Source organism: Arthrobacter sp. USHLN218, assembly GCF_037144715.1.
Classification (GTDB): domain Bacteria; phylum Actinomycetota; class Actinomycetes; order Actinomycetales; family Micrococcaceae; genus Crystallibacter.
Genome location: NZ_JBBCYT010000001.1, coordinates 403,175 through 428,191, shown reverse-complemented (window position 1 = coordinate 428,191; position 25,017 = coordinate 403,175). Strand labels below are relative to the sequence as shown.

The window sequence follows — 25,017 nt, the reverse complement described above, 5'->3', positions numbered from 1 at the left end:
AGGGCAGCGGTCGCCGTGGGGCTCCTTAGATAAAACAGTTAACAACCGGAGGGCGACGCGTTACGAACGGGTGGCAGGGCGGGCATCCGGGCGTCGGTTCTCGTTCATCCGGCTGGGCAACAGTTGGTGGTGCCGGCCCACCCCAACTGGCCGGCGATCACTCGACCGGAGGTTCCATTCGTGCACCTGTCCACGTCCACCCAACACCGATCAACCTGGCTATCCCGCCCCTTGCGCCTGACCGCGGGTGCCCTGGCCGTGCTGGCCGCCGCCGCGCTGGCCGGCCCCGCTGCCAACGCCGCGCCTGCCCAGCCCGAATCCGACTGGGCCGCCAGCGCCTACCGGGGAGGTGTCGACGTCGTTAAGTCCGCGGACGCGGACCAGCAGACCCTTGACGGCACCGTCTTCGACGACAAGAACAAGAACTCCAAGCAGGAGTCCGGCGAGCCCGGCCTGCCCGGCGTGAAGGTCTCCAACGGCCGCGACGTCGTGACCACCGACGGCCAGGGCCGCTACGAGCTGCCGGCCTTCGACAACATGACCGTGTTCGTCACCCAGCCGCGCGGCTACCAGGTCCCCGTGGACGAGCACAACGTGGCCCAGTTCTTCTACAACCACCTGCCCGAGGGCTCCCCCGAGCTGAAGTTCGGCGGCCTCGAGCCGACCGGCGCGCTGCCCGACAAGGTGAACTTCCCGCTGGCGCAGAGCCGGCTGACGCAGTCGCCGGAGCAGCACTGCGCCGTGGGCGCCGACGTCCAGACCTACAACCAGAAGGAGGTCGGCTTCGCGCAGAACGGCGCCTTCGCCGACCTGGCCGCGCGCACCGACTATGCCGGCTGCGGCGCCCTCTTCATCGGGGACATCGTCGGCGATGACCTCTCGCTGTACCCGCAGACCCGCGAGCTGACCTCGATGCTCAACGGCCCGGCCCGCTTCCTGCCCGGCAACCACGACCTCGACTTCGACGCGCTCGACGGCGAGCACGAGTTCGACACCTTCCGCGCCCAGTTCGGCCCCGAGTACTACTCCTACGACGCCGGCAAGACCCACGTCGTAGCGCTGAGCAACATCACCTACCCCACCCAGATCCCGGCGAAGAAGGGCAGCTACGCCTACGGCCTCGGCGAGCGCCAGCTCGAATGGCTCCGCCAGGACATCGCGTCCGTGCCCAAGGACCGGGCCATCGTCGTCGCCTCGCACGCGCCGCTGACCGAGTTCTACTACTCGGACACCTACTCCCACGCCCAGATCCAGGAAATCTACGAGATCCTCGAGGGCCGCGAGGTTGTCTCGGTCGCCGGGCACACCCACATGTCCGAGAACCTCCGCGAGGGCGACCTGATGGCGGGCTGGACCGACACGTTCGGCGCGGACGGCCTGCCGTTCACCCACCTGACCGCCCCGGCGGTCTCCGGCCAGTGGTACAACGGCCGGGTCCTCGAGCAGGGCTTCCCCACCGCCATCCAGCGTGACGGCACCCCGCCCGGCGTGCTGACCCTGGACATCAAGAACACCAAGATCAGCGAGCGCTTCACAGCCACCGGCGACGACGGCTCGGACCAGATGGCACTCGGCATCAACTCCCCCGCCTACCGGGCATGGTTCGACGAGTACAAGAACCAGCGCGGCAAGGCTCCTGCCCCGGAGAACCCGAACGCCGTGGCCAAGGGCGAACTCGGCGGGACCTGGCTGACCACCAACTTCTGGATGGGCGCCACCGGCTCCACCGTGAAGGTGTCCATCGACGGCGGCGCGGCCACCGAGGCCACGCGCACCCAGTCGATGACCGCCGACGACGTCCCGCGGATCGGCGCGGAGTACACCGATCCGTCCGCCACGCTTGAGCAGCTGGTGCACGGCGGCGGCCTCCACGACCGGACGTCGCACCTGTGGCGCCTGCAGCTGCCGGCCGGTCTGGCCGTCGGCGAGCACACCGCCACGGTCACGGCCACCGACGTGCACGGCCGCGAGTTTACCGAAACCCTGACCTTCGAGGTCACCGGGTAACCACCCCGGTACGACGGCGGGTGGCTGCGCTGGGATCCCGGCGCAGCCACCCGTCGTCGTACTTCCATCTGCCCCGCGCCGGACAGGTCAGGATCGCAGCCAAACTCAATGTTTGCAAGGGGGTTCCACTGCCCCACGCGGCGCCTGTAGCGTCCCTTACGTGGCTGCCGGACGGCAGCCACCCTGAGGAAAGGAGAGAACGCCCATGCGCAAAACCATCTTTGCTGTCGGAATGTCTGCGGCGTTCGTCGCCCTGTCGGCGGGACCTGCGTCGTCAGCAAGCTTCGACTCGGTCGAGACCAACGATGCCGTCATCCGCCTGGCCCACGTCAGCGACGGTGTGCCCACCATGGGTCCCGCCGCGTTCGCCATTGATGCCAAGGACCCGAGCCAGGCAGCGAACGACGACGCGGAGGGGACCATCACCTACGACCTCCTCGACGCCAATGGCGGGAAGACCGGAGCCGGCGGGACCGCCGACGTCATTTGCGTCGCGGCGGAGGACTCCGGCTCCGTCCGGAATGCGACGGTCTGGGGCTGGCTGGATAAGCCCGAAGGCGCCGCCACGGCCGTCGCCATCACCGTCTCGGACCTCGACAAGGACGGTGTCTATGACCGGGCGACGGCGGGCGAAGTTGCCGGGGCACCGTCACGCGAGGCCATCTCGGCAGCCTGCGCCCACTCCAGTGCGACGGGCACCCCGCTCATCAGCGGAAGCGTGGCAGTCGTCGACGGCGTAACGCCCGCGCCCTGATCCGCCAGGTAGCGGCTGCCGGCGGCTCCCGCGGCTCTGGCAGCCCGCCGAGTAACCCATAACGCCCGACGGCGGGTGGCTGCGTTGCGCAACCACCCGCCGTCGTCCGCGTCCCGCATTGCGCAGCCCTACTGCATGAGGTTGTAGACCTCCATCTCCGTTGCCTCGGGCATCGTGGTGAAGCCGCCGTCGACCCCGGCCTGCAGCTTCGGCAACAGCGTCCCGTCGCGGAAGGCCTCCCAGCTTTCCTTCGAGTCATGGACGGCGATGACCCGCCAGCCGCCGTCGGAGGGACCGGCGGCGTGGAAGATCTGGCCGGGCGGACGCTGGCCGGGTCCGGGATGGACGGCCGCCACGGAGGCCTCGTACTGCTCCTTGGTGCCGCCGGGGAAGAAGTGCACGATAGCATAGGCCGAGTTGTTCATGATGGGCTCCTTCGAAGATCGAACACCATCATGGTGGCCCTGGGTCCCGGGCGGGACTAGAGGCTTTCCGCTCAGTCTTCCTCGTCCCGGATGTCGTACGGGTCCTGCCAGGCCGACTCGTCCCGCCGGATCCGCCGCACCCAGGCCGCGGGGACCCAGCGGGTGTGCATCCGGTAGTCGGCGTCCTGCCACTTCAGGTGGACGTGCTCGCGGGTCCAGCCGATCGCCTTGGCGTCCACGGTCGCGGCGCCCTCCGCGTCGAGCCGGGCACGCACGTACGGCTCCCGGCCGTAGGGCGCGCGCGTCGGCGGAAACCGCTTGAAATCGGGGTGCCCCGAACTCTCCTGCTGCAGCAGCCCGCGGGCCTTGGTGGGATCCACCTTATAGAACATGTGCTCTATTATCAGGCATCTTATACGAACACATGCGCGGGTCTTTTGGCCCTATGGCCGACCGCTGCTTAATCGTTACTGTGATGTATCGCACCAGCGGCGCCGCCGGATGGGGAGGCTGCGGCGGCGCTGGTGCCGGGTTGGGGGTACTGGTGTGGAGCCCGGTCAGGGGAACGACGGGCTCCACACAGCCCCCGGTTTCGGTGCCACGCCGGCCAGCACGCTCGGCTTCGCCGGCGTATACAGCCACATGTCGAACAGAGTGCCCAGGTCCTTGCCGGACACCTCCTCGGCGAGCGCGATGAACTCCCCGATCGTGGCTTTGCCGCCGGCATGCTCTTCCGGCCACCGCCGCAGGATCGTGAAGAAGTCGTCGTCGCCCACCGCCTGGCGCAGCGCGTGCACCGCCATCGCCCCGCGTTCGTAGACCGCGGGGTCAAAGAGCGCGGCCGCCCCCGGGTCCCCGATCACCACGCTCCAGAACGGGTCCGACGCCGGAATCGCCGCCCGCGCGTCGAAGAGCTCCTGCGCGGTATCGAGGCCTTCCTCCTCGCTCCACAGCCACTCGGCATAGGAGGCGAAGCCCTCGTTCAGCCAGATCTCCCGCCAGTCGGCCACCCTCACGCTGTCGCCGTACCACTGGTGCGCCAGCTCGTGCACCACCACTCCGTCCGCAAACGGCTGGGCGTAGAAGAAGTCTTTCGAGTAGATCGGCCGCGTCTGGTTTTCCAGCGCGAATCCGAGCCCGGGCAGGTCGTCGACGATCCCGCCCGCATCCCTGAACGGATAGTCGCCGAAGTAGCCTTCGAGGAACCTGATGATCTCGGGCTCCCGGGCCAGCGACGCCTCGGTACGCGCACCCAAGGTGGGCGGCGGTTCCTCGGTCGCGGTCCAGCTCTCCCCGATTGCGGGACTGCCCGCGGGCGGAGGTGCGGCCATCCACCCGTCCCAGGTGTCGCCGTCGTCCTCGAAGGACGTGCCGCCCTCGCCCGTGGAGACGGCGACATCATCGATGAACAGCCCGTTGTTGGCGACCTTCGCGTCGGAGGCATAGGTGATGGAAAGTTCGACGTCGGTGCCCGCGTAGGCGGAGAGGTCCACCTTCCACTGTTCCCACGTGCCGCTGACGGCGGTCGCGGCGTTCCATGTGCCGGAGGATCCCTTGGGCGCACACGTGCCGTCCGGCTTCGCCGACAGGTAGTGCTTCAGGAAGGGATGCAGCTTCAGCCAGTCCCCGCAGGCCCTGCCGGCCGCGGCGGAGGTATGCCCGTTCAGGTCCGGCAAGGTCGTCCAGTCCCCGCGCCCCGCCGTCCGGGCCTCGACGAACGCGAAATCCCGGCCGCGCTGCAGCTCCCGGTTCACCCAGAAGGAGAACTCCGCGCCGCCGGCCGGCACGGCAATGGTCCGGGTCAGCCGCTTGTACGCCGCATCGCCGGCCTGCGCGGTGGCGAACTGCCAGCCGCCGTGGGCTGCGAGCGGCGTGAACAGGTCCGGATCGTACGCGTCGACGAACTGCAGCCCGTCCGCACGGTACTCGTCCAGGTCGAAGTGGCCGACGTTGAACGTGGCCAGGTAGGACGCCATCGGCTCCTCGGCCTCCCACACCCACCGGCTTTTGCCGCCGACGGTCTCCTCATCCGCGAGCCGGCCGTTGGCCACCACCTGCAGCCCCTCCGGCACGGTCACCTCGAAGGTGTATGCGGCAGGGTCGGACGGGTGGTCGTTTACCGGGAACCAGGTTGCTGCGACGTGCGGCTCGCCGATCACCAGCGCGCCGTCGTCCGTGTGGAAGAACCCGGACAGCCCGAAGGCATCCTTGATGGTCTTGGGCACGCCGTGGTACGTGACGACGCTTTCGAAGCCCTCGCCGTCGTCAATCCCCGCCGCCGGAATGACCGTGAGTTCGCCGCCTGCCCGCTTGAACGCGGCCTTCTGCCCGTCCACCTCCACCGAGTCGACCGTCAACCCGTCCAGGTCCAGGTTGAACGAGCTGAGGTTCTGCGTCGCCTCCGCACGCATCTCCGCCCGGCCCGTCAGCACGTCGGTAGCCGGCTCGTAGTCCACCTCCAGCGCATAGTGGAGCGCGTCGTAGCCGCCATTGCCGTCCTTGGGGTAATACGGATCCCCCAGTCCCGGCGCCCCCGGGGTGTACGACGGCGGGGCCTCGCCCGGGTTTCGCGCGTTGACTGAGCCGGTGGCCAGCAAGGCGACTGAGCACGCCAGCGCGCATGTCCCCAACACCGCCCCGCGCGAAGGCAGCGATCCCGAACGGTCAACCCGGCTGAACATCTTCGTCATGACGGTTCCTGCATCGAACGTCTGGTCTGTCCTCGGCGTGCCCGCGAAAGGAACACGCGGTCAGGAGCGGCATCGCTCCCCTCGGGATACCCGGCCCGTCGGCACCTCGAAAGCACCCCGGCAGCCGGGCCTGTGGGACATTACGCTCCTCTCGAAGCAGGCAACCGTCAAGGCGGAAGACAAAGGCTTGGTAGCGCAGCCCGCGTAACAGGCCGGCATGGCACCAACCATCCTGCCGATGCTGTAGGCCCCCGACCTCCGGAAACCCTGAAAGGCAGCTGAGCGTCTTCCCAAGGTTCTTTAATCATTCTCCTCGTACTTTTTCCATGGTAGTTCCAGGCTGGAACGGGCACTCGAGGGGGAGGCGGTTCAGGAAATGGCAGCGAACACATGGCAGTTGCAGCTCATCGACGGTTGGCGTCTGCGCTCCGGCGGCATGGACGTGAAGGTAGGCCTGCGCCAGCAGCGGCTGATTGCAGCCCTGGCGCTGCTGGGGAGCCAGCCGCGCTCCTTCCTGTCCGGGTTGCTGTGGCCGGACAGCACCGAGAAGCAGGCATCGGGCAGCCTGCGCGCGGCAGTTTGGACAATCTCGCAGCAGCTCCCCGGCCTGTTGGTCACCGACAACAACCGACTGGAGCTGGCGGAATCAGTGCATGTCGACCTCTCCGATTTCCTCCGCGAAACCCCGGGCCCGGCGGCTAGGGTATTGGGAAACCGGCTGGACGTGCTGGCCCGGGCCGAGCTGCTACCCGGATGGTACGACGACTGGGTCCTAGAAGAACAGGAGCAGTTCCAGCGGCGCCGGCTGACGCTCCTGGAGACCATAGCCGAGAACATGCTGGCCCTCGGGGAATCGGCCGGTGCGCTGGAAGCGGCGTGGGCCGCGCTGCGGATCGACCCGCTGCACGGCACCGCCATGCGCCTGCTCCTGCGCGCGCAGCTCCAGGAAGGAAACCACGCCGGCGTCCTCTCCGCCTATCGGGACTTCAGCTCCCGCATGCGCACCGAGTTCGGGGCCCGCCTCCCCGCAGACATTGTCGCGATCGTCTCCCCGCTGCTCACCGGCGCCGTCTGAAAGCAACCTCGCTAGCTCGTCGTCCACCTCCAGCGCATCCGGTCAGCTCCTGATGCTGGCCAGCGGCGAGGTCAAGCGGGTCAGGAACGCTGTGGCGGTCCAGTCCAGGAAGTTGGAGGCGGCTGTATCAAGGGCTTCGAGCATGTCAGGAAGCAGGGGGTTCGGATCGGTGCAGCGCCGGACGGCGTAAATCCGGCGTCGTGGCGGAGCGCCGGCCAGCCGCTGCATTTTGATGTTCCGGTCGATGCCGAGGGCGAGGGCCGGAACGAGCGCCACGCCGAGCTGTTCACTCACGAGGCCGCGGATGACGTCGAAGTCGTTGCTGTTGAACCGGATCCGCGGGCTGAAACCCGCCTCGGCGCACAGCACTTGCAGCACCTGCTCGCTGTCCGAGCCGCCCGCATTCGTCGCCCATACTTCCTCGGCGAGGACTTCCAGGCGGACCCGCTCGTCCCGTTCCGTGTTGGGGCCGCCTCTGAGGATCACGAGCTCCTCGTCCAGCACTAGTCTGTATTTCAGGTCCGGATGCCGCTTCGCAGGGAGCAGCGGGTACTCGTAAACGATCCCGAAGTCGACTTCGCCGCTGAGGACCGCATCCGGCAGGTCGGCTGACTGGATGTCTTCCACGCGCAGATCGGCTTCCGGACGCCTGTCCAGGATGCGTGCCATCGCCTTCGGAAGAAGCTGCGCGGCTACGGTTCCGGATGCACCGACCTTCAGCCGGCCCCGGTCTCCGTGGGCGTAAGAGGACATTTCGTCTTCCGCTTGGGCCAACTGGGTAAGGAGGGTGCGGGCGTGCCCTGCCATCGCCATGCCGGCAGGCGTCGGCCACAGGTTCCGGGCACCGCGTTCAAAGAGGGCCACGCCCAGGGCCTTTTCCAGTGCGGCGATCTGCTGGGAGACGGCGGAGGTCGTGTAACCGAGCTCCTTCGCGGCGGCGCTGTGGGAGCCGGCTTCGAGCACGGCCAGCAAGGTCCGCAGGTGCACGAAGCTATTGGTACTGCTCATGTTCTGCATTCTGCCTGCATTCGTCGGGCGGCCGGTGCTTGGCGACAGCTCGTTACGACGCTGCCTTGAGCAGGTCCAGGCAGAGGGTTGTCGAGTCGAAGACCGGCAGGCCCGACACCCTACGCACCGTGTCGGCGTAGGGCGGCAGGTTCGTGCATTCCAGCACGATGGCGCCCAAGCCTCGGTGGCCGCGCAGCAGCGATGCCGTCACCTCCGCGACTTCCCGCTCCACCGCCTGCTCGTCCAGGTCGGCGGCGCGTTCGACAATCGCGGAGGTGAAGGCCGGACTCGCGTCCATGCCCGCGACGGCAGCTGGCAGGCCCTCGCAACCGGCGCCGAGGAAGTGGGCCTCGGTGAGGCTCGCCCTGCGGGCCGTCAGCACCCCGACCTGGCCGTGCCGCCGCTCAGCCTCGGGGACTTGCAGAAGGCTCGACGCGGCAAAGGGAACCGAGAGCTGCTCCTGGATCTGGGACTGGAACAGCGCCAGGAAGCCGCAGCTGGTGGAGATCGCCTTCGCGCCGCGGCCCTCCAAAAGGCGGCCCGCGGCCACAAACTCGTTGATGAGCAGTCGGTCGGGTTCCTTGACGACCCTGTGCACCGAGGCTCCGGGCACTGCTTCATAGAGGACGGGAAACGGAAAGGTCAGCGGGTTGCCGATATCCCCCACCGGGCGCCGGAACGAGGTAGCCAGCATGAGTACGCCGAGCATGGGTCAGATAAACCAGACCAGCAGACCAACGGCGAGGAAGTACAGCGAGTTCGGCAAGGCCAAGATCATCACCCTGACCGGATCCACCTTGGTGTTCAGGGCGGAACCGACGAGACCGCAGACCACGAACGCGGTCAACCCGACGGGCGGCATGTTCTGGCCGGCCGCCGCAATGTGAGACGCGCCCAAGGCAGCATTGACCGGATCCATGCCGAGATTGACCAGGATCGGTCCAAGGAAGGTCACCAGGACGGTCTGTGCCGCGGTCTGGGATCCGGTCAGCATGCCGATCGCGACGATGCCGGCTGCTCCACCGAGCTTTAGCCCAGGACCTGCCAGTGACTCCGCGGCAGCCGCCACGATGTCGATCGCCCCGACCGCGTAGAAGATGCCGATCATGGCTGCAGCGCAAAGCTGGATCTGGATGGTTCCACTGACCTTGCCCAGTCCCGCACCGATCGTTCCCAAGGAATCCCGCCTGACGCTCTTGAAGCAGAAACTCACCAGGATGGCGACGATGATCGCCAGCACCACCGGGAAAGCGATGCCTTTGAGCACCGGAATGGATCCCATCCAGGCTACGGCGGAGCCGAGCACGGGAGTTTCCGTGAAGACGTCGAAGCCGAACCCGGTCTTCGCGATCACGATGGCCACAAGTACCGCGAGCGGAATCAGGGTCTTCCACCGCTCGCGCATGAGTCCGGCGAAGGCCTTGAATCCCGTGGCGTCCAGCGGCGCGGCACCCGGATCCGTCGATCCGCCTCCGGATCCGGCCTCGCCGACCGCATCCCCGGCAAGGCCGGAAGGACTGCCTGCTCCCCCGGCGCGCTCAGCCGCTGCTCCCGACGGAATTCCGCCGGCCGTCTGGACGGCTGGAACCAGGCTGCTGCCGAGGCCTCGCTTGGCCCGGACAAACCGGAAGGATTCCAGGATCGCGAAGACTGCCCCGACACCCACGGTCAGGTAGGCGAGGTTGGTGACCGGCGTCGGGTCGATCCCTATCAGGGACGCCGACAGGAAAACGCCCTGCGAGATGGGCGGCATGATCGAGCCGATCGACGCGCCGAGGAGGATCATCATGCCGATCTGGACCGGCTTGATCCGCAGTTCGCTCAGCGCATGGATCACCAGGAAGCCAATGACCGTTGCGGCGGCGATGGCATCACCGAGCAGCGACCCTGCAAGGATCAGCGTCACGAAGACGGCGGCAATCAAGCCTTTCGGCGACTTGCCGAACAGCGCACGCAGTCCGAAGAGTGTCGTTTCCATGGCGCCCAGGCGGACCTGCGCTTCGGCGTAGATACTGCCGAACAGCGATAGGGCAATGACCCAGGCCAGGCGGTCCACGCCGTCGACAATTGCCAGTGCCCACTCCGCCGGAGCCAGACCGCCGATCAGGCCGGCGGAGACGGCGGCCGCCAGCAGCGCGGCGCGGATGTCGCCGCCGATCCATGGGATCTTCTTGATGAGTGCGATGGCGAACAGCAGCACCAGGGGGACGATAACTACCAGCATGGGTTGGACTCCTCGGCCTGAGTGATCTTACGCGGGGATGGGCGCGGCAAAGCGGTTGACAGTCAGCGCGTGCAGGAATGGGCTGGCCTTTCCCTCCAGCAGGTCGCGGACCAGTATGCCGGTGATGGGAGCCAGCGCGATCCCGTCTCCTTCATGTCCCGCCGCAATGACGTAGCCGTCGAGCTCCGGCGCACGGTCAATGATGGGCAGGCCGTCACCGGTGTCCGGGCGGAAGCCGGTCATGGAACGGATGATCCGTATCTTGGCCAGCGTCGGCACGATGCGAATGGCGTGCCGGGCAATCGCGGCCATGATGTCCGGTCCGGAAGCCTTGTCGAAGCCGACGAACTCCCTGCTGCCGCCGATCAGCAGGTTGCCAGAGTCGGTCTGCCCCAGTGACAGGCCGATTCCGTACGGCGGCACGTTCCCGGATCCGACGGCGGCAAGATGCTTGGCGGCGATGTACTGGGCGCACAGCATGCTCCCGTTGACCATCGGCTCAACGGCCTCGGAAATCAGGATGGTGCCCCGCCGCGGCCTGACCGGAACCTGCACTCCGGCCAGCTGGCCGACCGGTCCTGCGAAGGGACCGGCGGCGTTGACCACCAGCGGCGTGGAGATGCTGCCGCGCCGCGTTTCCACGGCGGTGACCCGCCCGGCGGCGGCGCGGATGCCCGTGACCTCGCAATGGGTCATGGTCTCGGCTCCGTGCCGCGCCGCCGCCCGGAACAGGGCGGTGTTGAGGGCCAGCGGGTTGACCTCGGCATCGTCGGGGCTGAAGGAAGCGCCGAGGATGTGCGGGGACAGGCATGGCTGGCGCCTTCTGGCCTCGTTCCCGTCGAGCAGCTCAACCGAGATGCCGGCATCCTGCTGCTTGCGGACGAATTCCCGCATGAAGTTCATGTGTTCTGGCGTCTCGATGGCGACCATTCCGCCGTCGTTCTTGAGTTCCAGGTCCGCGTCCAGTTCCGCCTCGAGCGAGTCGTACATGCGCCGGCTGGCGAGCGCCAGCTCCATGTGGATGCCGGGACGTTTCGACTGCAGGAAGATTGCCTTGTCGCACGAGCCGGAGGCACCTGCCCCGGGACCGGACTTCTCGACGAGGACGACTTTCCGCCCTTCCTCGGCCAGCCGGAAGGCGATCGATGAGCCGATCACGCCGGCGCCGATAATCACCGCGTCTGCTGTTCTCACGCCCATGCCCGTGCCTCCGTCTGCTGGTGCGCGCCCGTCGCGGCCCACAGCTCCCCTGCCTTTCGCCGGCCTTCGCCGACGTCGGGCAGGAAGGTAATGGGGCTGGTCCGGCGCACCTCGTCGACGGAGGCGATGGCCTGCCTGAGCTGCGCCGGATCGGCCAGGCCGAGACGTACCGCGCCGGCCAACCCGGCGACCCTCCCCTGCGCCATGGCGACCTTAGCCCCCTCGATGCCGGTGACGTTTCCGGCCACGAACACGTTCTCCAGGGTGGTTTCCATTTCCACGCTGTGCAGCGGCACCCGTCCCCCAAGCTCGTCGATCCGGGCCGCAGCGCATCCGCCCGTCAGTTCCTGCACCGGATAGAGACCGCCGGAGAGGCAAACGCAATCCACATCCAGGGAGCGGGTACGGCCCTTCGGCCGGCCCTGCGCGTCGATGTCGGCCACTTCGACGGCCCGAACCCGCTCACTACCGTCGATGGCGGTGATGCTCTGCTTCAGTCTGAGCGGGACGCCGAGCACGGGAACGCCCGCTGCCGGGTACAGGCGAGCCGCCACCTGGCGGGCAACGGAGTGGCGGACGAGGCCGGCCGCCGCGCGCAGGAACGCATTGGGTGCCAGGCCGGACAGGCCCGACAGATAGCCAAGGTTGTGGACGGGATGGCCGCCTTGCCCGCTGAATTTACCGAGGGGCGGCAGGAAAATACCCACCACCTCCGCGCCTGCCATCTTCAGCTCATGCGCGACGGTGAGCGACAGCGGGTCCACCCCGACGACGGCGATCCGCTGACCGGGGCGCACCCGGTAGAAATTCGTGAGGGTCTGCGCAGCACCAACGGTCATCACGCCGGGGAGCGTCCAGCCCGGAATGGGCACGGCCCGCTCGGCAGCGCCGGACGCCAGCACCACATGCGGCGCAGAGAGGGTGTCTCCGCCGTCGAGCGCCAGGGACCACCCTGGGTGCATACCCCACACTTCCCGCCCGCAGAAAAGTTCTACTCCGGCATCGGCAGCCCGCTCCGCCAACCCGGCGGCGACCTTTTGGCCGATCCACCAGCTGTCCTTGGATTCCTGGTGCAGCTGGCCGAGGAGCCTGCCTCCTGGCACAGTGTTCTCATCAACGACGGCGACGCGTCCGCCGGCTTCTGCCGCCGCGATCGCCGCGGACAAACCCGCCGGCCCGGCCCCGACGATCGCAACGTCGAACGCCTTCACGGGCGCGTCTCCGCCGGGGACGGCCCCAGTTCTACGACCATGCCGTCCGCCACCGGCGTGATGCAGGCGCGGACGCTGGCCTTCCCATCCACGGTGACCCGGCATTCATAGCAGTGGCCGATGCCGCAGTAGATGCCCCGGCGTTCGTCTGCCCTCTTGGAGCGGCGCAGCGTCCGGACACCTGAAGCGAGCAGGGCGGAGGCCACGGAGTCACCTTCGAGGGCAGGGTAGACGATACCGTCGAACTCAAAGGAGATCGGCTGCCCGCCACGCGGACCCAGTACGGGATGATCCGTCAGTCGCTGCATCGGGTTGCCTCCCCTCCGCCATTGGACGCGAAGCGGGCCAGATCTGCCAGGGCAAGGGGACGGACCGGTTGGTTCCGCGCGAGGCCGGCGTCTTCCGGCAGCCCGCGGCCGGTGGAATCGACGAGGGCGGCGAGCAGGGGCAGGCACGTACGGCCCTGGCAGATTCCCATCCCGGCACGCGTCTGCAGTTTCACTTCCCGCAAGGACACAGCGGTGCCGCCGGCCGCGAGGCAGTCTTCGAGCTGGCGGAGGGTGACGTCCTCGCACCTGCAGATCGTCGGATCATTCATTCGGGTCTACCGTTCCAAGAAGTTGAATTGCTCCAACACATTTCCAGCATTCAACATGTGCGGACAATAGCCCGAGTTACAGAAGCCGTTCACGACCGGTCCAGCAAAACTATCGCTCGGCTGCTTTGGCCTGACCATGTTTGATGGTGCGCTATAACCATGTCCTGTCCAGCAACGCCGAACGCGGAGGTACCTCCGGGCAGATCCGGCGAGCGCGTGGAGCTCGGTCCCGGTGACTGGCACGCTGTAAGCAGGCCGACGTCTGTGCTTTCCATCGTCACAACTGTCGACGTCGATGCCCGTGCCAACGCCGCGCCCTTCGCTACCGTCGTCCGCGTCAGCCAAGAGCCTCTGCAGCTTGCCTTCACCTGCGCCGAGGGCAGCGACACCTGCGCCAACGTCCAAGCGACCGGACAGTTCACGCTGAATTTCGTGTCGCACAACGAGGACTTGCTTCGTCGCGTCGTCGCTACCGCAAAGCCCTTGCCCTCCGGAATCGACGAATCCGCCCACGCCGGGCTGACGTCCTTGCCCGCGATCAGGATCCGGCCGCCACGCTTGCTCGAGTGCTATGCGCATCTGGAGCTGGAAACTGAGTGGCTCAAGTCCTGGTCCGGCCGCTGCATGGTCGTCGGCCGGGTCGTCGCTGCCTCCGCCCGCCGTGACTGCCTCGGCCCGGACGGCGACCTCGTCTGGAAACAGGCCAGGCCGGTGCACTACTGGGGCGGCGCCGGGGGCCATTCCTTCACCCCGTTGGGCGCACCGATGCCCAGCGTTGCGGATTGACCGGACGCTCTCCCGGCCTCGATGCCCCCGGCAACCGGCCGGGCACAGCCGCCTGGACACACGCGTATCTGCTGTCAACGCCTAGATTGGGGCGTTGGTGCCGTTTTTTGCTCGTCATTAAAATGTCGTTACGGCATCATGATCTTTGGTGCGTGGGGCGAGCTTGGGGAAGCTAAATCCAGAAAACTGGAATCAATTCAACGTTCATAGTTCACGCTGTTGAACTATCTCATCTGGTTCTTTTGGTTCCCTAGGGATGACTGAAATGACACGTCGTCAAGGCAGTAAGCAATCGGCGCTCCTCAAGGGAACGGAGGCACTGCTCGTATCCGCCCTCGCGCTGGGCCTCGTAGGGTTTCCCGCAACGGCACAGTCCGGTAGTCAACAAGCTGATAGGGCCGCCGTCCCCAACGCAACCTATGACAGCGCCGTTCTAACCGACAAACCGTCTGCGTATTGGACCATGGGCAGCCCGCTTCAAACCACCGAAAAGGATCGGACCGGCCATAAGCACACGGGAACCTATTTCGGGCGCCCGAGTGCAGCAACGCTGCCCAACGGCGACACCGCAGCCGACTTCGACGGCGGCCGGGAGTACCTGCAGGTCGCTGACGCCGCCGCCCTCAGCCCGGCCACCAGGGGCCTGTTCACTATCGAAGCCTGGATGCGGCCGGACAGCGTGACCTTCCCCGGCGAGGGCGGCAGCAGCCACTACGTGCACTGGCTGGGAAAAGGCGAGCCCGGCAACCACGAGTATGTTGCCAGGTTCTACTCGAAGGACGATCCGGACCGTCCAAACCGCATCTCCGGGTATCTGTTCAACTCCTCCGGAGGCAAGGGTGCGGGGGCCTATTTCCAGGAGAAGGTCAGTGCCGGCAAGTGGATCCATTACGCCTTCGTGATCAACGCAAACGCGAAGTCCGACACATATCCGAACGGCTACAGCAAGATCTACCGGGACGGAGTACTCAAGAAGACCGTGGATCTCAGTTACCGCGGCAGCGCGGTGGTCCCGACGAGAGGCAACGCGCCGCTTCGGGTAGCCACCCGGGACGGCGGTTCGTTCTTTGACGGAGCAATCGGAAAGGTCGCCGTCTATACCAAGGAACTTACGGGTAAGCGCATAGCCGCCCACTTCAACGCGATGACCCAGAAATAAGGACTCGGGCGGCTCCCCCTGCCCGTACCTATACGGATGGAGAGCCAGACAGCGACGGAGGGTGACCGCCTTACGCAGCCACCCGCCGTCGTCGTTCTGCTCCCTGAGATCAGCCGGCTACAGCCCCACGCCGAAGACCAGCGGCACCAGCGTCGTCAGGACCACCGGAATGGTGACGACGCTGATGATGTTCAGCCACAGGCCGCCGCGCATCATGTTCCGCATCGAGACGTCGCCCACCGCGAAGGCCACCGCGTTCGACGGCGTGCCCACCGGCAGCATGTAGGACCCGGAGACCGCCAGCGTCACGGCGATGGCCATGACCAGCGGGTCGATGCCCAGGCCCACGCCCACCGCGGTCATGATCGGCAGGAACGCCGCCGCCGTCGCGGTGTTGCTGGTGAGTTCGGTCAGGATGACCAGCAGGATGACCGCGATGACCATCAGCAGCAGGGTCGGGACGCCGGCGAGGCCGCCGACGCTGTCGCCGATCCATTCGCTCAGTCCGGTGGAGGTGAACTGGTCGGACAGCGAGAGGCCGCCGCCGAAGAGGATGAGCAGGCCCCAGGGGACCTCCTTGGTCGCGCTCCACTCGAGCAGCGGCCCGTTGGAGACCTTGTCGCCCGGGACGATGAAGCAGAGCAGCGCCGCGGTGATGGCGATGGACGTGTCGTTGAAGTTGGCCAGGAACGGCGCGGCCGAGGCCACGGCCGGAATCTCCGCGATGAACGGCATGAAGATCCAGCAGAACGCCGCGCCAAGGAAGATCGCGATGACCCGCTTCTCCTGCGTGGTCAGCCGGCCCAGCTTGGCCAGCTCCGCGCGCATGATCTCCTTGCCGCCCGGAATCTCCTCGACCTCGGAGCGGAAGACCAGCTTGGTCAGCACCAGCCAGCTGGCGAACATCATGAACGCGGCGAACGGAACGCCCACCAGCATCCACTGGCCGAACCCGATCTCGATGTTGTAGTTGTCGCCCAGGTAAGCCTTCATCAGGGCCATCGGAGGCTGTCCGATCAGCGTCGCCATCGAGCCGATCGTCACCGAGTAGGCGATGCCCAGCAGCATCGAGGCCGCCAGCTTCGGCGTGACCTTGCTGCCCTCGAGCGAGTTGATCAGAGCGAGGATGGCGCCGCCGATCGGCACCATGATGACGGCCGTTGCCGTGTTGCTGACCCACATGGTGATGAACGCGCTGGCCAGCATCAGCCCGAAGACAATCTGGCTCGGCTTGGTGCCGACCGCCAGGATGATCAGCAGCGCCACCCGCCGGTGCAGGTTCCACCGCTGCGTCGCCAGCCCGAGGACGATGCCGCCGAGCACCAGGTAGATCACCGAGTTGGCGTACGGCGCGGCCGCCTCGCTGATCGGAGCGATCCCCGTGACCGGGAACAGGATCAGCGGCAGCAGCGAGGTGGCCTCGATCGGCACGGCCTCCGTCATCCACCAGAACGCCATAACGACGCCGATGCCGACTACTCCGCGGCCCTCCAACGAGAGCGAATCCGGGAACAGGAAGAAGGCGGCCAGCCCCAGGATGATGCCTGCGGCGACCATGGACCACTTGATCCTGGTGACCTTGGCGGCTTTCTCCTGCGGCTGCACCTCCATCGGGGCAGCAGTCTGGGCACGGTTTTCCACCGTCATGAAATCTCCTTTGGGACCCCGCGGCACGGGGTGCGCGCGGGCTGCAACTCATCAAAGGCCCGCGAGTGATGGGGCGAGCCGAGTCACCACGGTATGTAATTTGAGCCACCCGTGGGAAATACAGACCGGCCGTTCATTTATATGCGCTCGATATGGAATGTGCCGCGATCGGATCCCGCCGCTGCCGTAGACAGCCCTCCGGAGGAGGTGTTTAGCTGAACGAATCCGGCTCTGCTGCCCCATTGAAGGAGACCATCATGAGCACCGGCAACGACTACACCGACCCGTCCGAAGAGGAATCGGTCCATCCCCGGGAACCGGAACCGGCCGAGGAGCCGAAGGCGGAAAACCCGATTCCGTCCGGCGCCGACGGCCCCGACTCGGAGAACGTGAAGGGCGAGGCCGAAGCGGAGAATGCCAAGGAAACCGGCGGCTACGGCTACTGATCCGGTTTCCCTCTTAACCGCCTCAATCAACGACGGCGGTGGCCAGCTGAGTGCCGGCCCCCGCCGCGCTGCTTCTGGTCACCGCGCGTTATATCCGGCGCCATGCGTCGGGCGTCCGAATGCGGCCGCTATTGGGCATCTGCCTGGACTGTCCCTTCTTCCAGGTACCGGGTCATGGCGTCTTCGGCCACCCGGTATGTGTGCCCGATCCGTACGCACGGCAGCTGCCCCGTGTGGACCAGGCGGTAGATGGTCATTTTCGATACGTTCAGATGCTCGGCGACCTGTGCGACAGACAGAAATGCGTGGTCCCGGTCGGTGCGGTTCTCCTCCATGAGAATCGTCCTCCTGTGCCTTGGTTCGAGAAGTGTCCGGTTGCGGATCAGGCGACAGTCAGCGCCTTGTCGAGGAAGGAATGGATGACCCGGCGTGCCGTGGTTGTCCGTGACGCCGAAGCCTGCGGCCGCTTGCCCGGCGCGTGGATGCCCGGGTGCCGCGACTGGCCGCGCAAACGGTCGTTCAGGTAGAACAGCGCCTCCAGGACGTCGTACAGCTCGCCGTCGTCCTGTGCGGTCTTCTGCAGCAGCCGCAGGTGGGCCGCCCGCAGGTCCGGAGCCGGAGCACAGCCCAGTTCGCGGTCCAGCACGCGCCGGCACTTGTCGTAGGACTGCAGCGCCTCCACGTAGCGGCCCGCGGACTCCAATGCGAGGACCTGGGTGCACCAGGCCCGGTCGCTCAAGGGTGCGGACGTCACGGCCTGCCCGGCCCAGTCGATCGCCTCCTGCGTCCGGCCCAGCTGCTCCGCGGTTTCGGCCGCCCGGATCTGCACCGACGTGACCGTGGACGAGTGCTGCGCACGCGCCTCCTCGGCCCAGGCGGAATCCAGTTCCTCCCCCAGCAGCGGCGCCGAACCCAGCTTCAGCGCGTCCACCAGCAGCGGGTAGGCCTCCTCCGGAGCGGCCCCTTCGGACTGGCCGACGAGGTCGTTGAAGCGGACCAGGTCCACCTTCACCAGGTCAGGATCGAGCAGGTAGCTTCCGGTGGCGGTCCGCAGCGGGCCCGTCTTGGCGACCCCCGGCTGGAGGCTGCGGCGCAGCACGCTGACGTAGCTTTCCAGCGTGGCCTGCGCCTTCAGCGGCGGCCTGCCGTCCCAGAGCAGCTCGATGAGCTCGCTCTTGGAGACCCGCGCGCCCAACCTCAGCAGCAGGATCCCGAAGATCTGCCTGACCTTCGGGCTTCCCAAGGTTTCCGAGGTCATGACGGTATCCCCTCGACGCACTTCGAGGTTGCCGATCATCCGAACGGAAATAGGCTCGGCGTACCCGGCTGTTAATTGCTTCATACATCCCCCTTGCATCTCACGTTCCCCAAATGGCATCCCCCATAAATGCTTCCTTTCATCATGAGGGGTCACTGCCGGGTTTCGTGGCGGCGGGATGGCATGTCGGCTCCCCCAAACTTGGGGGTTGCCGCGTTCACACTACAGGCGTAGAGGTGTCTGTTGCCGCCGCTTCGAGGGGCTTTCGCGCCCGTCGGAGAAGCACTGTTCCGGCGACCGCGAACCCCGCGGTCAGCAGAATGCAACCCACCCAAAGGGCCAGCCCCGGCAGATCGTTCACGGCCATCTGCGGGATCCTCCGGTCCCGCACCGCGACGACGCCGACGAACGCGCCTAGGACACCGAAGTAGCTGCCGGCCATGTAGGACCGGTGCGCGGGAATCCGCCCGGTGCGGGCGGCCCAGAGCCCGATGCTGACGGTGAAGAACGTGAAGACGGAGAGGGCATGCAGCCAGGTGAAGCCGCCGTTGAGAGTGCGGATTCCGAAAGAGGTCAGGATGACCACGTACATCGCCGCAACCCAGATCCGCCCGACCACCCGGTGGAGGGGCCCGCCCTTCGTCCGCCGAAGCAGCTGGAAGGCGCCGAAGAGGATCGAGTACGCCGCGGCCACGGCGTGCACGGCGATGAGGACCGGCCAGTCAGGATGCACGAAAGCATCCTAACCCGCAGGTCAGGAGCATTTGGGCCAATCCCGACGGCGGCCGCCGGGGCGGGCTTTATGCGGCGCCTACACGCGGCCCAGCACGTCGATGTCGTCGAGGAACTCCCGGTGCACGTCCTCGCTGACCGTGGTCCGGGTGTCGCCGATCGCGTCGAGGTAGTCCTGGGTGGACGGACCCCGGCGCTCCCCCGCACCGAAGATGCCGGCGTCCGCGTGGCCCGTCCCGCCGCCGTCGTACACCGCCTTCTCCAGCGCCCGCTGGGACGCGCTCCGCGCCGCGAACTCGATGTCCGCCGGGGAGAAGCCTTCGGTGCGCTCCACCAGCAGCACGACGTCGACGTTCCCGGCCACGGCCTCCGGGATGAAGCGCCGCCACATCGCCTCGCGCGCCTCGCGGTCCGGCAGGCCGATCGGGATGACGTAGTCGAACCGGCCGTGCCGCAGGAACGCCGAGTCCAGGGCGCGGATGAAGTTGGTGGCGCAGACCAGCAGCCGACCGGGCTGCTCGCGGAAGGCGGGGATGATCTTGAGCAGCTCGTTGGTCACGCCCTGCAGCGGCGACGGCGGATCCCCGGCCCGCTGCGAGGCGATCTCCTCCACCTCGTCGATGAACACCACGGCGTGTTCCAGCTCAGCGATCTCCAGGAAGGTCTCGCGCAGCGCGCCGGCCAGCCCCTTCGGGTCCGAGGCCAAGCGCGAAGGGAAGACCTCCACGAACGGCCACTCCAGCCGGGACGCGATCGCCTTCGCGAACGTGGTCTTGCCGGTGCCGGGAGGCCCGAACAGCACGACGGCGCGCGGCGGCACCACGCCGTATTCGTCCGCGAGGTCGGACTCGGCCAGCGGCAGGACCAGGCGCCGCTCCAGCAGCTCCTTCTCGCGCCGCATGCCCGCCACGTTCTCCCACAGGTCGCGGGCCAGGATCCGTCCGCCGAGCAGGCCCAGCGGCTCCAGCTCCTGGCGCTGGATCGGGATGGTCCGCTCGAAGTAGCGCAAGTTCTTCTTCAGCACGAAGCCGCGGTCCAGGAAGGCGTCCATCCGCGTCTCGGACTCGGGCATCAGCGCGGACAGCTTGTTCAGCCCGTGCGGCGCCATGCGGTTTTCGACGGCGGCGAGCAGCGAGGTGCCGATCCCCCGGTTCCTGTACTCGGGCAGCGTGGCCAGGAAGACGATCCAGCCCTGGTCATGCGCGGCCCGGCCGACGGCGGCGCCCACCACCTGGTCGCCGACCACGGCCACCACGGCATGGTCCTTCTCGCAGGAGGCCATCACCTCCGAGAGCGCATAGACGGGCTCGACGTTGGTGGCCTTCAGCGACTCCCAGAGGTGCAGGATGCCGTCCAGATCGGTCGAGTGGAAATCGCGGATCCGCCAGTGCGTCACGAACTGCCTCCTGTGGTCTGGGCCACGCGTCTGCGCCGCCTGCTCCCAAGATAGCGGCATCCACTTTCCTTGCTGCCTTCATGACTCGCGAAGCGGATGGAGGGGCCCGGCAACCCGGGCCCCTCCATCACAGAATTTACGTCAGTTCGAGATGTCCAGGATGCCGCTCGTCATCCAGCCGCTCCAGGGCGACCAGATGTCGGACAGGCCCTCTTGGAACGCCACGATCTGGTAGACCTCCTCATTGCCGACCTCGCCATCGACCAGGGTGCGCTTGTTGCTGTAAACGTAGGACTCCCCGGCGACAAAGTGCTCATTCTCCCAGTTGGATTTCCCCAAGTAGTCGTCGTCATTGGGCCAATCATCCTCTTCCCAACGCTGTTGTTCGATATTCAGGTAGCGTTCTTTCGCGCAGTGCACCGAAACCTTATAGTCGATTACCTTCACCCCCTTGGCATTGGTGTGCGAGTACTCCGGGGTGAGAGGCGTGACAGTGCATGCGTACGCTGTCGGCGCCGGCGTCGCGCCAAGGAGCAGCCCGGGCACCACCAAGGCACCTGCGGCCAGCGAGCCGGCCATCCGGTCGCGCCAACCGCGGCCGGTTCTCCCAGTCACGCGCGAAAACGCTTCACTGGGAGCGGATGAGTTGAGGACATGTGTGTTTTTCATGACGAATCCTCGTCGTGCAGCGCTGAACTTGAGGGGCACAAAGGCTCCACATTCAGCAGAAAGGTCCCTGGATCAAAGAGTTATAAGTAACCCTTTATTGGCCCTGATGGGTCGTCGCCCCACCGCAAGGTGGCGGCGAACTGGACGCGGAAGATCGGTTCCGAGAGTGCACGCCCTTGCGACACCAAGCCCCGTCATGATGGGGCTCTTCTAGCAAGCTAGATGTTTTTGAGATTAGAGCTCGCCGCCCCATCAGGCAACGGGTACGTTACGGTAACTTGACCGATTTGATATCCGAGGTAACAGCGCTGCACGCGGGCAAGTCCACACAAATCATCTGCCTTTTTGGGCGGCTCTTTCGGAGGCGAAGCCGACGGTAACGGGCGGGTAACGCCGTTGGGTCTCTAATAAAACCGGACCATCTTCTCATTGGGCAGGGAAAATGGAAGGTGAAGCAGCAGGCTACCTGTTCCTCGTCTTAGGCGCCGTCAGCATAATTGCCGCGATTATCGGCGGCGGGGTGAAGCTTCCGGGCGGGATCGACGTCCCTAAGATGCACTCGAAGCTGCTCCGTGGGCTACTCGCGTTCAGCGGCATCGCCTTCCTGTTCATAGGACTGGGCATCGTTGCGCTCCAGCTCAACCAAACCGTTTCCCCCGACACGTCGACCACTCCGCAGACCTATACTCAGCCTGCCGTGGATCCCGAGCCCTACACGCCACAGACGCCGGCCGCCACGACACCCCCAGACCCTTCAGTCGAATGGACCTCTTACATAGCTGCACTCGATTCCGCCTGTTCTGGGTGGGTCCCGCAGCTGGACAGCACCTTGTACAACCTCAACGCCTACCCTCAGTACCTGCAGCAAGGGCTATATGACGCGGCAGCAGTCGTCAGCAGCGGGAGGGAACGGATGCTTCAGGTGCCTCCGCCATCGTCAGGTAACAGCGCGCAGGAGCTGTTCAGCGCAATGGAGCGGATCAATTCGCTGCTCTCAGCGATGGCACAACAAGCCGGGGTCAACAATGAAAGCTACAACGAGTATTTGCGCCAATATTATGAAGCAAGGAACTCCTTCAACGCCTCGGCTGTATCGTACGGGCTCACGATCTGTGCGGTGCATTAGTGCGGCACGCGCTGTCCAACTGTGTTGAGACCTTCAGCCCTTAGCTGCCGGAGCTCGCCACGAGTAGTCTGTGGCGGAGATCAACCACCTCGTCCCCGCGCGGGATCGCGCCTTCGCAAGGTTGGGAGCCAGGATGTCGCCGACCGAGTACCCCGTGGAAAGCAAAGTGAACGTGGCAGGGCACCCGGAGGACGCCTTGTCGGCGCTAGGGCTCAACGGCGGATCGAAGCGCCGCATCTGGTTCTTCGAGGACCTGACCCCGGGCCTCGAGCCGGCCCTGCCGCTGCTTTCGGGCGGGGTTGTGCTCAGGGCACGCAACGGAAAATCCGGTGACTTTACCGTCAAGCTGCGGCCCTGCCGGCGCACGCAGCTGACCCCCGAGTGGGCCGGGGGATTCACGGACGGCAACGGCTTCGAGTACCGCGTGGAGCAAGACTGGACCGGGCAACGGCGGTCCCTGGCCGCCTCGTCAGTTGTTGAAGTGGATCCCGATCTGATTGACAGCGTGGTCTCGGAGGGGGCCGACGCCGACACTCTCCTGGACGGGAAACAGCGGGAATTCCTTCGTGATTGCGGCACTCTTCGGATAGCTTTCGCCGGGCTGACCCCACTGGGTCCCGTCCTGGCAACCAAATGGAAGAACGTCCCGGTCGGAAAATTCGACACCAACATCGAGCGATGGGAGGCCGGCGATTTAGACTTCCTCGAAGTGTCCATACGTTCCGACACCGACGCCGAACGCCGGCAACAGGGCCTCGAGGCCGCGATCCGTGCCTTGGGACTCCCGATCGATGACGACCGCGAATCTAAGACGCGCCGGGTCCTGACCAAACTGGCACGCTTGGCCTCAGAGGTTGCCGCGCAGGGTAGTTCCTAGTCTTCCGCAGCTCAGCGCCGGCCGGTGGGAGCCGATTCTCATTGGAATGAGGTTATCTTCACGATGGCATCGGCCTGCCGTGCTCTTCCTGCTGACGCGGAACCGCAGGTGCCATATTCTGACTGGGGCCCATCATGTGGGGTGATGGCCTGAGGGGGAGTTATGAAGAAGCGGACGCTTGGAAAATCCGGCCTGTCAGTATCCGAGATCAGCTTCGGCGCCGGGGGATACTGGGGCATGAAGGCCTTCGACGAACGCCAGGCTGCGCGGCTGGTGGAACAGGCGCTCGACGGCGGAATCAACCTTTTGGACACCGGCCCCAATTACAGCCGTGGCCACGCCGAAGTGCGGCTGGGCCGGATCCTCCGCGGCCGCGCCAGGCACCTGGTCATTTCCACCAAGGTCGGCTCGCTCTGGTCCGAAGGGCGGAATACGAAGGACTTTTCGCCAGCTGCGGTCGAACAAAGCCTGCTGGAAAGCCTGAAGCGGCTGCACCTTGACCATTTGCCGCTGCTGCACTTTCATGGCTATCCCAACCCTGCCGACCCGGCGGTTGAGACCGTGCTCAGGCTCAAGGACAAGGGAATGGTCGGCGCGCTGGGCGTATCGACCGGGCCGGGCGGCGCGAAGCGCGCCCTGAAGCTAGGGATTTTCGACTCCCTGATGGTCGAGTACAACCTGGTGGACCGCTCGCTGGCACCGGTCATCGCGGCCGCAGGGAAGACCGGGACCGGCATCCTGATCAAATCGCCGCTCGCCCAGACCCTCTACTCGCGCGACATCTTCAAAATCTCCGCTCCAAGCGACGTCTGGTACCTGCTACGCGCGCTGAAGAACCACCGGCACAAGTTCATCCAGGGCCGGAAATTCCGTTTCATCAACGACGTCGAAGGGCTCAAGGCCAGCCAGGTCGCCCTTGCCTACGTGCTCAACAACCCGCACGTCACCAGTGCCGTGGTCGGCACTGTGCGGCCGGAGCACTTGCAGACGAACCTCGAAACGTCTGCCATCAAGCTGCCGGCAGACCTGCTGCATCGCATCGAGCAGGCCGGAGCCGCAACAAAGACAGCCGTCTGAGCATGCCGGGCCAGCGGCGCCCACCGCGTGAGGCAGGAGCGTAGCCCCAAAGCGGTTGGCTAAATGGCGGTGTCGATCTTCGAGAGGCGGCGTGTCGCAACACCTGCGGTGGGAGCATCGACAGTGGGGGCATCCATGCAGGAGAAGGAGCCAGAGATGACTGGTGGAGTGGGAATCATCGAGCGGTTCTACCGGGAAGTCATGGAGGGAGGCAACCTCGACCTGATCAACGAGCTGGGCAGCGAAAACTACGCGGAACACGAGGAGCCCATGCCCGGGCAGCCACCCGGCCTGAACGGAATCCGGTTCTACGTCAACACGTTCAGATCAGCGTTCCCCGACATTAGGGCGAAGGCAATCGAGCCGGTTATCAGCGCCGGGGACATGGAAACGACCCGAGTCGTCCTCACAGGTACGCACGATGGTGAATTCCTGGGTGTCGCACCTACCGGAAAGACGGTCGAGTTCAACACGATGGACATGATCCGCGTAGAGGACGGGAAGGTGGTCGAACACTGGGGCGTGACCGACATGCTGAAGTTGATGCAGCAGATTGGCGCCGTTCCAACCTGAGTCACATAGACCGGCGCCCGTCCAGCGCCGAACGGGGCGCCTGCCCGCCTCGCACTAGTCGTCAGGAGTCCGGCGGGCA

General features: G+C 66.1%; 26 protein-coding genes. 10 read left to right on the top strand and 16 right to left on the bottom strand.

Annotated features, from left to right (window positions below; genetic code table 11):
- The first annotated feature begins 231 nt into the window (after nucleotides 1-231).
- Together WFH44_RS01890 and WFH44_RS01885 are read left to right on the top strand one after the other, a co-directional pair.
- Nucleotides 232-2,007: a calcineurin-like phosphoesterase family protein gene (locus tag WFH44_RS01890; protein ID WP_336711305.1), complete on the top strand. Its 1,776-nt coding sequence runs from the start codon at nucleotides 232-234 to the stop codon at nucleotides 2,005-2,007.
- A gap of 205 nt (nucleotides 2,008-2,212) precedes the next feature.
- Nucleotides 2,213-2,761: a hypothetical protein gene (locus tag WFH44_RS01885; RefSeq protein ID WP_336711304.1), complete on the top strand. Its 549-nt coding sequence runs from the start codon at nucleotides 2,213-2,215 to the stop codon at nucleotides 2,759-2,761.
- A gap of 128 nt (nucleotides 2,762-2,889) precedes the next feature.
- On the opposite strand, the gene WFH44_RS01880 is transcribed toward WFH44_RS01885, so the two are convergent.
- The 3 genes from WFH44_RS01880 to WFH44_RS01870 all read right to left on the bottom strand — a co-directional run bounded on the left by WFH44_RS01880 (nucleotide 2,890) and on the right by WFH44_RS01870 (nucleotide 5,876).
- A complete protein-coding gene (locus WFH44_RS01880) occupies nucleotides 2,890-3,186 on the bottom strand; it encodes a hypothetical protein (RefSeq protein ID WP_336711302.1) in 297 nt (98 codons plus the stop codon).
- A 71-nt stretch (nucleotides 3,187-3,257) separates the two neighbouring features.
- Nucleotides 3,258-3,578, bottom strand: coding sequence for a hypothetical protein (locus WFH44_RS01875; protein ID WP_336711300.1), 321 nt, complete (start codon nucleotides 3,576-3,578; stop codon nucleotides 3,258-3,260).
- 165 nt (nucleotides 3,579-3,743) lie between these two features.
- Entirely contained in the window at nucleotides 3,744-5,876 is a 2,133-nt protein-coding gene (locus WFH44_RS01870) for a M1 family aminopeptidase (RefSeq protein WP_336711298.1), read from the bottom strand.
- Between the two features lie 376 nt (nucleotides 5,877-6,252).
- On the opposite strand from WFH44_RS01870, the gene WFH44_RS01865 reads away from it, so the two are divergent.
- Nucleotides 6,253-6,951 carry an AfsR/SARP family transcriptional regulator gene (locus tag WFH44_RS01865; protein WP_336711297.1) on the top strand — a complete coding sequence of 233 codons (699 nt, stop codon included), beginning with the start codon at nucleotides 6,253-6,255 and terminating at the stop codon, nucleotides 6,949-6,951.
- Nucleotides 6,952-6,993: 42 nt separating this feature from the next.
- On the opposite strand, the gene WFH44_RS01860 is transcribed toward WFH44_RS01865, so the two are convergent.
- From WFH44_RS01860 to WFH44_RS01830, 7 genes are read right to left on the bottom strand one after another with little or no spacing between them, the layout of a single operon-like run.
- Nucleotides 6,994-7,959, bottom strand: coding sequence for a LysR family transcriptional regulator (locus WFH44_RS01860; RefSeq protein ID WP_336711296.1), 966 nt, complete (start codon nucleotides 7,957-7,959; stop codon nucleotides 6,994-6,996).
- 52 nt (nucleotides 7,960-8,011) lie between these two features.
- Nucleotides 8,012-8,668 carry an aspartate/glutamate racemase family protein gene (locus WFH44_RS01855; protein ID WP_336711294.1) on the bottom strand — a complete coding sequence of 219 codons (657 nt, stop codon included), beginning with the start codon at nucleotides 8,666-8,668 and terminating at the stop codon, nucleotides 8,012-8,014.
- A 3-nt stretch (nucleotides 8,669-8,671) separates the two neighbouring features.
- Nucleotides 8,672-10,183: a TRAP transporter large permease subunit gene (locus tag WFH44_RS01850; protein WP_336711293.1), complete on the bottom strand. Its 1,512-nt coding sequence runs from the start codon at nucleotides 10,181-10,183 to the stop codon at nucleotides 8,672-8,674.
- Between the two features lie 27 nt (nucleotides 10,184-10,210).
- A complete protein-coding gene (locus WFH44_RS01845) occupies nucleotides 10,211-11,383 on the bottom strand; it encodes an NAD(P)/FAD-dependent oxidoreductase (protein WP_336711291.1) in 1,173 nt (390 codons plus the stop codon).
- On the bottom strand, nucleotides 11,374-12,594 hold the full coding sequence (locus tag WFH44_RS01840) for an NAD(P)/FAD-dependent oxidoreductase (RefSeq protein ID WP_336711289.1): 1,221 nt from the start codon (nucleotides 12,592-12,594) through the stop codon (nucleotides 11,374-11,376). Before WFH44_RS01840 ends, WFH44_RS01845 begins: the two co-directional genes overlap by 10 nt.
- A complete protein-coding gene (locus WFH44_RS01835) occupies nucleotides 12,591-12,902 on the bottom strand; it encodes a (2Fe-2S)-binding protein (RefSeq protein ID WP_336711288.1) in 312 nt (103 codons plus the stop codon). Before WFH44_RS01835 ends, WFH44_RS01840 begins: the two co-directional genes overlap by 4 nt.
- Nucleotides 12,890-13,192 carry a (2Fe-2S)-binding protein gene (locus WFH44_RS01830; protein ID WP_336711287.1) on the bottom strand — a complete coding sequence of 101 codons (303 nt, stop codon included), beginning with the start codon at nucleotides 13,190-13,192 and terminating at the stop codon, nucleotides 12,890-12,892. The genes WFH44_RS01835 and WFH44_RS01830 overlap by 13 nt, the downstream gene beginning before the upstream one ends.
- A 264-nt stretch (nucleotides 13,193-13,456) precedes the next feature.
- Between WFH44_RS01830 and WFH44_RS01825 the strand changes: the two genes are divergently transcribed.
- Together WFH44_RS01825 and WFH44_RS01820 are read left to right on the top strand one after the other, a co-directional pair.
- A complete protein-coding gene (locus WFH44_RS01825; protein WP_336711285.1) occupies nucleotides 13,457-13,978 on the top strand; it encodes a flavin reductase family protein in 522 nt (173 codons plus the stop codon).
- Nucleotides 13,979-14,441: 463 nt separating this feature from the next.
- Complete coding sequence (locus tag WFH44_RS01820; RefSeq protein WP_336711284.1) at nucleotides 14,442-15,137, top strand: LamG domain-containing protein; 696 nt, start codon at nucleotides 14,442-14,444, stop codon at nucleotides 15,135-15,137.
- Nucleotides 15,138-15,254: 117 nt separating this feature from the next.
- On the opposite strand, the gene WFH44_RS01815 is transcribed toward WFH44_RS01820, so the two are convergent.
- Nucleotides 15,255-16,784 carry an SLC13 family permease gene (locus WFH44_RS01815; RefSeq protein WP_336711282.1) on the bottom strand — a complete coding sequence of 510 codons (1,530 nt, stop codon included), beginning with the start codon at nucleotides 16,782-16,784 and terminating at the stop codon, nucleotides 15,255-15,257.
- Nucleotides 16,785-17,041: 257 nt separating this feature from the next.
- Between WFH44_RS01815 and WFH44_RS01810 the strand changes: the two genes are divergently transcribed.
- The gene (locus WFH44_RS01810; RefSeq protein ID WP_336711280.1) at nucleotides 17,042-17,230 is read left to right on the top strand and encodes a hypothetical protein; all 189 of its coding nucleotides are present in this window, start codon (nucleotides 17,042-17,044) and stop codon (nucleotides 17,228-17,230) included.
- A 128-nt stretch (nucleotides 17,231-17,358) separates the two neighbouring features.
- Here WFH44_RS01810 and WFH44_RS01805 read toward each other — a convergent pair whose 3' ends face one another.
- The 5 genes from WFH44_RS01805 to WFH44_RS01785 form a co-directional block, all read right to left on the bottom strand.
- Entirely contained in the window at nucleotides 17,359-17,565 is a 207-nt protein-coding gene (locus WFH44_RS01805; RefSeq protein WP_336711279.1) for a helix-turn-helix domain-containing protein, read from the bottom strand.
- A gap of 47 nt (nucleotides 17,566-17,612) precedes the next feature.
- Nucleotides 17,613-18,572, bottom strand: a complete 960-nt coding sequence (locus WFH44_RS01800) for an AfsR/SARP family transcriptional regulator (protein WP_336711277.1) — start codon at nucleotides 18,570-18,572, stop codon at nucleotides 17,613-17,615.
- Between the two features lie 133 nt (nucleotides 18,573-18,705).
- Nucleotides 18,706-19,221 (bottom strand): DUF2306 domain-containing protein, encoded by a 516-nt coding sequence (locus WFH44_RS01795; protein WP_336711275.1) that lies wholly within the window; start codon nucleotides 19,219-19,221, stop codon nucleotides 18,706-18,708.
- 78 nt (nucleotides 19,222-19,299) lie between these two features.
- Nucleotides 19,300-20,616: an ATP-binding protein gene (locus WFH44_RS01790; protein ID WP_336711274.1), complete on the bottom strand. Its 1,317-nt coding sequence runs from the start codon at nucleotides 20,614-20,616 to the stop codon at nucleotides 19,300-19,302.
- Nucleotides 20,617-20,757: 141 nt separating this feature from the next.
- The gene (locus WFH44_RS01785; protein ID WP_336711273.1) at nucleotides 20,758-21,285 is read right to left on the bottom strand and encodes a hypothetical protein; all 528 of its coding nucleotides are present in this window, start codon (nucleotides 21,283-21,285) and stop codon (nucleotides 20,758-20,760) included.
- 442 nt (nucleotides 21,286-21,727) lie between these two features.
- Here WFH44_RS01785 and WFH44_RS01780 point away from each other — a divergent pair, with 442 nt between their 5' ends.
- From WFH44_RS01780 to WFH44_RS01765, 4 genes are all read left to right on the top strand, one after another.
- The gene (locus tag WFH44_RS01780; protein WP_336711271.1) at nucleotides 21,728-22,411 is read left to right on the top strand and encodes a hypothetical protein; all 684 of its coding nucleotides are present in this window, start codon (nucleotides 21,728-21,730) and stop codon (nucleotides 22,409-22,411) included.
- Nucleotides 22,412-22,544: 133 nt separating this feature from the next.
- A complete protein-coding gene (locus tag WFH44_RS01775) occupies nucleotides 22,545-23,288 on the top strand; it encodes a hypothetical protein (protein ID WP_336711270.1) in 744 nt (247 codons plus the stop codon).
- A 162-nt stretch (nucleotides 23,289-23,450) separates the two neighbouring features.
- Nucleotides 23,451-24,365, top strand: a complete 915-nt coding sequence (locus tag WFH44_RS01770; RefSeq protein ID WP_336711268.1) for an aldo/keto reductase — start codon at nucleotides 23,451-23,453, stop codon at nucleotides 24,363-24,365.
- A gap of 156 nt (nucleotides 24,366-24,521) precedes the next feature.
- Nucleotides 24,522-24,938: an ester cyclase gene (locus WFH44_RS01765; protein ID WP_336711267.1), complete on the top strand. Its 417-nt coding sequence runs from the start codon at nucleotides 24,522-24,524 to the stop codon at nucleotides 24,936-24,938.
- Nucleotides 24,939-25,017: the final 79 nt, after the last annotated feature.

Bases quoted from the DNA above. Each gene is read 5' to 3' on its own strand.
- WFH44_RS01885 (WP_336711304.1), top strand. From the start codon at position 2,213: ATGCGCAAAACCATCTTTGCTGTCGGAATGTCTGCGGCGTTCGTCGCC.
- WFH44_RS01880 (WP_336711302.1), bottom strand. From the start codon at position 3,186: ATGAACAACTCGGCCTATGCTATCGTGCACTTCTTCCCCGGCGGCACC.
- WFH44_RS01875 (WP_336711300.1), bottom strand. From the start codon at position 3,578: ATGTTCTATAAGGTGGATCCCACCAAGGCCCGCGGGCTGCTGCAGCAG.
- WFH44_RS01870 (WP_336711298.1), bottom strand. From the start codon at position 5,876: ATGACGAAGATGTTCAGCCGGGTTGACCGTTCGGGATCGCTGCCTTCG.
- WFH44_RS01865 (WP_336711297.1), top strand. From the start codon at position 6,253: ATGGCAGCGAACACATGGCAGTTGCAGCTCATCGACGGTTGGCGTCTG.
- WFH44_RS01860 (WP_336711296.1), bottom strand. From the start codon at position 7,959: ATGAGCAGTACCAATAGCTTCGTGCACCTGCGGACCTTGCTGGCCGTG.
- WFH44_RS01855 (WP_336711294.1), bottom strand. From the start codon at position 8,668: ATGCTCGGCGTACTCATGCTGGCTACCTCGTTCCGGCGCCCGGTGGGG.
- WFH44_RS01850 (WP_336711293.1), bottom strand. From the start codon at position 10,183: ATGCTGGTAGTTATCGTCCCCCTGGTGCTGCTGTTCGCCATCGCACTC.
- WFH44_RS01845 (WP_336711291.1), bottom strand. From the start codon at position 11,383: ATGGGCGTGAGAACAGCAGACGCGGTGATTATCGGCGCCGGCGTGATC.
- WFH44_RS01835 (WP_336711288.1), bottom strand. From the start codon at position 12,902: ATGCAGCGACTGACGGATCATCCCGTACTGGGTCCGCGTGGCGGGCAG.
- WFH44_RS01830 (WP_336711287.1), bottom strand. From the start codon at position 13,192: ATGAATGATCCGACGATCTGCAGGTGCGAGGACGTCACCCTCCGCCAG.
- WFH44_RS01820 (WP_336711284.1), top strand. From the start codon at position 14,442: ATGGGCAGCCCGCTTCAAACCACCGAAAAGGATCGGACCGGCCATAAG.
- WFH44_RS01815 (WP_336711282.1), bottom strand. From the start codon at position 16,784: ATGACGGTGGAAAACCGTGCCCAGACTGCTGCCCCGATGGAGGTGCAG.
- WFH44_RS01810 (WP_336711280.1), top strand. From the start codon at position 17,042: ATGAGCACCGGCAACGACTACACCGACCCGTCCGAAGAGGAATCGGTC.
- WFH44_RS01805 (WP_336711279.1), bottom strand. From the start codon at position 17,565: ATGGAGGAGAACCGCACCGACCGGGACCACGCATTTCTGTCTGTCGCA.
- WFH44_RS01800 (WP_336711277.1), bottom strand. From the start codon at position 18,572: ATGAAGCAATTAACAGCCGGGTACGCCGAGCCTATTTCCGTTCGGATG.
- WFH44_RS01785 (WP_336711273.1), bottom strand. From the start codon at position 21,285: ATGAAAAACACACATGTCCTCAACTCATCCGCTCCCAGTGAAGCGTTT.
- WFH44_RS01780 (WP_336711271.1), top strand. From the start codon at position 21,728: ATGGAAGGTGAAGCAGCAGGCTACCTGTTCCTCGTCTTAGGCGCCGTC.
- WFH44_RS01775 (WP_336711270.1), top strand. From the start codon at position 22,545: ATGTCGCCGACCGAGTACCCCGTGGAAAGCAAAGTGAACGTGGCAGGG.
- WFH44_RS01770 (WP_336711268.1), top strand. From the start codon at position 23,451: ATGAAGAAGCGGACGCTTGGAAAATCCGGCCTGTCAGTATCCGAGATC.
- WFH44_RS01765 (WP_336711267.1), top strand. From the start codon at position 24,522: ATGACTGGTGGAGTGGGAATCATCGAGCGGTTCTACCGGGAAGTCATG.